This is a genomic window from Pseudomonas sp. FBF18, from assembly GCF_024261405.1.
GTDB lineage: Bacteria > Pseudomonadota > Gammaproteobacteria > Pseudomonadales > Pseudomonadaceae > Aquipseudomonas > Aquipseudomonas palmensis.
On the sequence record NZ_QKRS01000033.1, the window covers coordinates 1 to 4,121 of the forward strand.

The 4,121-nt window shown below is 64.7% G+C and carries 1 protein-coding gene and 1 pseudogene; both read right to left on the minus strand.

Annotation, left to right across the window (positions count from 1 at the left end; all coding sequences use genetic code 11):
* Window positions 1-3,426 (minus strand): DUF6531 domain-containing protein (locus tag DN387_RS25870; protein ID WP_254506417.1); only part of this gene is annotated, 3,426 nt, incomplete at its 3' end.
* Window positions 3,423-4,121: pseudogene (locus DN387_RS25875) on the minus strand (type VI secretion system tip protein VgrG); the annotation flags it as partial. The pseudogene DN387_RS25875 and the gene DN387_RS25870, both read right to left, overlap by 4 nt.

Consider the following 4,121-nt stretch of genomic DNA (forward strand, 5'->3'; position numbering starts at 1 on the left):
GTCCAGCAGGTTGCCGGCCGGGTCGAAGGCGAAGGTCTCCACCCCCAGGCGGCTGGTGGCCTGTAACAGGCGGCCAATCGGGTCGTACTGGTAGGCCAGATGACCACGACGGGTGTCGTGGATGTCGGTCAGCTGGCCTACCGCGTCGTACTGATACTCACGCTTGAGCAGGGTCGCTTTGCCGTCCTGGCTGCCCAGCAGCTGTTCCTGCAGGCGCCCCGCCGGGTCCCACGCCTGAGTCTGGCTCAACCTGTTGCCCTGATGCCGCACAACCTCGCGGTGCAGGTCATCGCGCTCGTAGGCCAGCAGTTCATGCTGATCGACCGTCATGCCCAACAGATGACCGCTACCGTAGGTCAGCCAGCTGACCTTGTGCCCGTCCGGACGAGTGGTGGAGGTACGCAGGTTGAGGACGTCGTACTCGTGCTGCCACACCGCGACCATCGGGGTGCCGGTGGCCAGGTAGTGCTGGTGTTCACGAACGAGGTTGCCGGCCTCGTCATGGAACCACTGCAGTTTGCTCGCGGCGTTGATGGCCTGGATCAGCCTGCCGTTGCCGTCGTAGGCAAAGGTTTCTTCCTCGCGCTGGTCACCCTGGCTGGCCACGCGGGAAATGAGACGGCCGACGGGATCGAAGGTGACGTCGAGGCGGCGTTGCCCGACGTGGGTGGAGGTCAGGCGCCCAGTGTTCGTGTCGTACTGGTAGCGCGTGGTGAGGCCGTCGAAGCCGCTCTCTTCCAGCAGACGGCCGACCGGGTCGTAGCGGAAACTGGCGTGGCTTTCGTTTTCGTTTTCCAGGCCCGTGAGGCGGCCCAGTTTGTCCCAGCGATAACGCAGGGTGTTCTCGGCCGCATCCACACGCTCGGCCAGCAAGCCAGCGACGGTGTAGGTCCATGTGGTACAGCGGTCGAGGGCATCGACGTGGGCCAGCAGGCGACTCTCGGCATCGCGCTCGAAGCGCTCTTCGGTCTTGTCCGGATGGATGACCAGGGCGAGCTGGCCGGCCTTGTACGTGTACTGGGTCTTGTTGCCGGCGGCATCGGTGAACTGCACCAACTGCCCGATATCGTCATAGGCCCATTTGCTGGTCTTGCCCGAGCAGTCGGTGTACTCGACCAGTTGCCCGGCGTCGTTGTACACCAGCGCCTTTTCGTTGCCGTTGGCGTCCTTGATCGCCTTGACCAGACCGGAGGGTGTGTAGGCGAACTCGGTCTTGTTGCCCAGCGGGTCGACGGTTTCGCTGAGGTTGCCCTTGAGGTCGTACTGGCGTTCCCACACACCGGCCTCGGCGTCGCGGATCCTGATCGGGCGACGGCGGTCATCGTAGGCAAAGTGAACCTGGCTGTGGTCGGCACGGATATGCCGCACCACGCTGCCTTGCTCGTCGTAGTCGTAACGGTCTTCGCTGCCATCGACGTGGACATGCCGAACGATGTGCTTGCGCTCGTCGCGAAAGATCCACTCCGAGCGCTCGTCGGGGTAACGCACACGGTACAGATGTCCAAGGATGTCGTAGTAGTACCAGGTCTCCTGGCCATGGGCGTCGGTGACGTAGGTGAGGCGAATGTTGCTGTCCCACTCCAGGTGCAACTCGTAGCTGCCGTCATCGGCCCATTCGCGGATGGCCTTGGCATCGAACGCACTGCCCTTCCACTCCAGGTTCATGCCCCGGCCGGTACGGTCGGTGTAACGGGTCACCAGGTGATTTTGATAGTGGTAGTGCCAGGTGCCTGCGTGTTCATCCTGCGCGGCGACCAGGTCGCCATGGGCATCGTAGTGATAGGCACACAGTTGGCGTAGCGGTTGGCCGTCACGCATTTCCCACAGGCCGGTGATACGGCCATGGTCATCGATCAGGGTGCCTAGGTGACGCAGCACGTCACTCATGTCGCCTTGAAAGGTGATGATGTCGGACAGTACCGGCCGGCCCTCGTGCCGATGCTCGTAATGCAGCATGCAGCCGGCATCGTTGTGCAACAGGATCTTCTGCAGGTAGTAGCGCTCGCCCACGCGCAGATAGTGTTCCTTGCGCACGAAGCCGCGGCAGATCACCAGTTCGTCTTCACGACTGCGAACCAGCAGCAGGTCTTCGATAGCGTTGTACTGCGCCTTCTCGACCTTGGGCAGGTCGAACGCATGGCTACGGCCATCGTAGTCGTGAAACAGCAGACCCGTGCCGACCACATCGATGCAGGTGGTGAACGGCGTGACCCAGCGAGCGCCCAGGTTGCCTTGGTCGTACTCGGCCAGGCGCGAGTGGTAGATACGCTGCCACTCGATGGGAAATGCACCCGGCAGGCTGAAGTCGGTATGGATGATGAATTCCGAACCCAGGGCAAAGCTGATGTGGTTGCCTGAGTGCGCCTTGGGCGCTGGGCGCGGGATGGGGCAGGTATCTGGAAGCGGGCTGGTCGAAGCCACGGCCTCATGCTGCCTGGCCGTCGCCCCCAGCTCCCCCTTGGGTTTCTCCCGTTCCACCTGGGTCACGGTGCCCGGCTTGCTCACGCCCGACTGCCCGTTCTTGTTGCGCTTGCGAAAGCCCTTTACGGCGCCGTCCAGCACATTGAGCATCGAACCGATGCTCATCGCCAGCGACGGGTCCGCCAGCCTGTTCAACTGGCGCGCCAACTCCGGCCCCAGCTTGCGCAACTGCCCGGTCTGGGCCAGTACCTGAGCCTTGATGTCATCCGACACCAGCTTGCTCACGGCGCTGTTCACCACCCCCTTGCCCGCAGCCTTGCAGGCACTGTGCATCGCACCGAAGATATTCCTGATCGCCGCCCTGGGGCTGTGCGTGAGCTGGTCGCCAGCCGCAGACAATTGCTGGCTCATCGCCGTGCGGTCGCTCCTGGCATCGAGCTGGCCGGTGGCCACGGCGTCCAGGCCGTCGGCGATTTCGCCGAGCATCTGGGCGCCCTTCGCACCCGCCGCGTCAAGAATCTCGGCCAGCCTGGGCTTGGCCTGGGTGACGAAGTCGTCGATGGTGCCGGCGATGGTGGCGTTCAGGTGCCCTATCAGCACCTGGATCAGCGAATCGCCCAGCAGCATCTTGGCGCTGTTGCGCAGCTCCTGGCGCACCAGGAACAACGTCGGGCGCAGGCTCATGCGCGCGGCCGCCATGGTCGGCGGTGCCGGCAGTACGCCGATCAGGTTGATGCCCAGGCTGACCCAGTCCAGCACCTCGCGCTGCTTGCTCTTGACCAGGGTGACCACGTCCCCCAGTGCATCCACCAGGGCCATGATGTTGCCCACCACCGGCAAGGCGCCGGCCACGGACTTGATGCGCTCCAGGGTGACGGTGCCACCACTGATCGATTGCAGCCAGGCGTCGAATTCGGCGGCGCCGCGGCCCACGTCCTTGGCGTCGATGGTGTTGAGCGGGGCGACCGCGACCTGGGGTTCGCGGGGTTTGGCGGACTCGCTCATGCCAGCACCTCGCGGCTGGCCAGAGCCTTGGCCGGGCTGCTCGGCAAGGTCGGCTGGGCCAGACCGGGCAAGGTGTTGAGCGCTCTTGCCGCTTCCAGCGACGCCGCTGCGCCGGGCACCACGCTACTGGCCAGGCCGGCCATCGCGGCAGGCTCGCCCTTGAGTGCAGCGCCCACCTGCTGTGCCTGCTGCAAGGCCGCCTGGCCACTTCTGGCCAGTTGCAGCCCGCTGCCCGCAAGCGCCTTGCCATCGTCCATCACTGCAGGGCCACCGGGGCCCATGAGGCCCTGGGCCATTGTCTTTCCTTGTGCCATAACGTCCTGTACCAGTCCTTTGCCCTTGTCCATGCCTTGCTGCACCAGTGCCTTGCCTTTCTCCAGGCCATCCCTGGCCGCGCCCAGCACCTCGCCGACCACTGATTGCTGGCCGGGTGCGATATCGTCGAGTGAGGGGCTGAGCGGCCACGTGCTGGCGCCAAAGTGGCTGGCTTCGGCCCAGGTGTCAGCCGGGTCCAGGCCGAAGTCGGCCCACAGCGGGCCGAGGGCGGCACCGCTGGCGAGGTTGAAGCCGTCGGCGTCGAGCGTGCCCTTGATCGATTTGCCCAGTGCGTCGGTCACGTTGTAGTCGCCGGTTTTCACGCCTTTGCTGTTGGCGTACTGGTACAGCAACTCCAGATCGCCCTTGCCCGGTTTCGG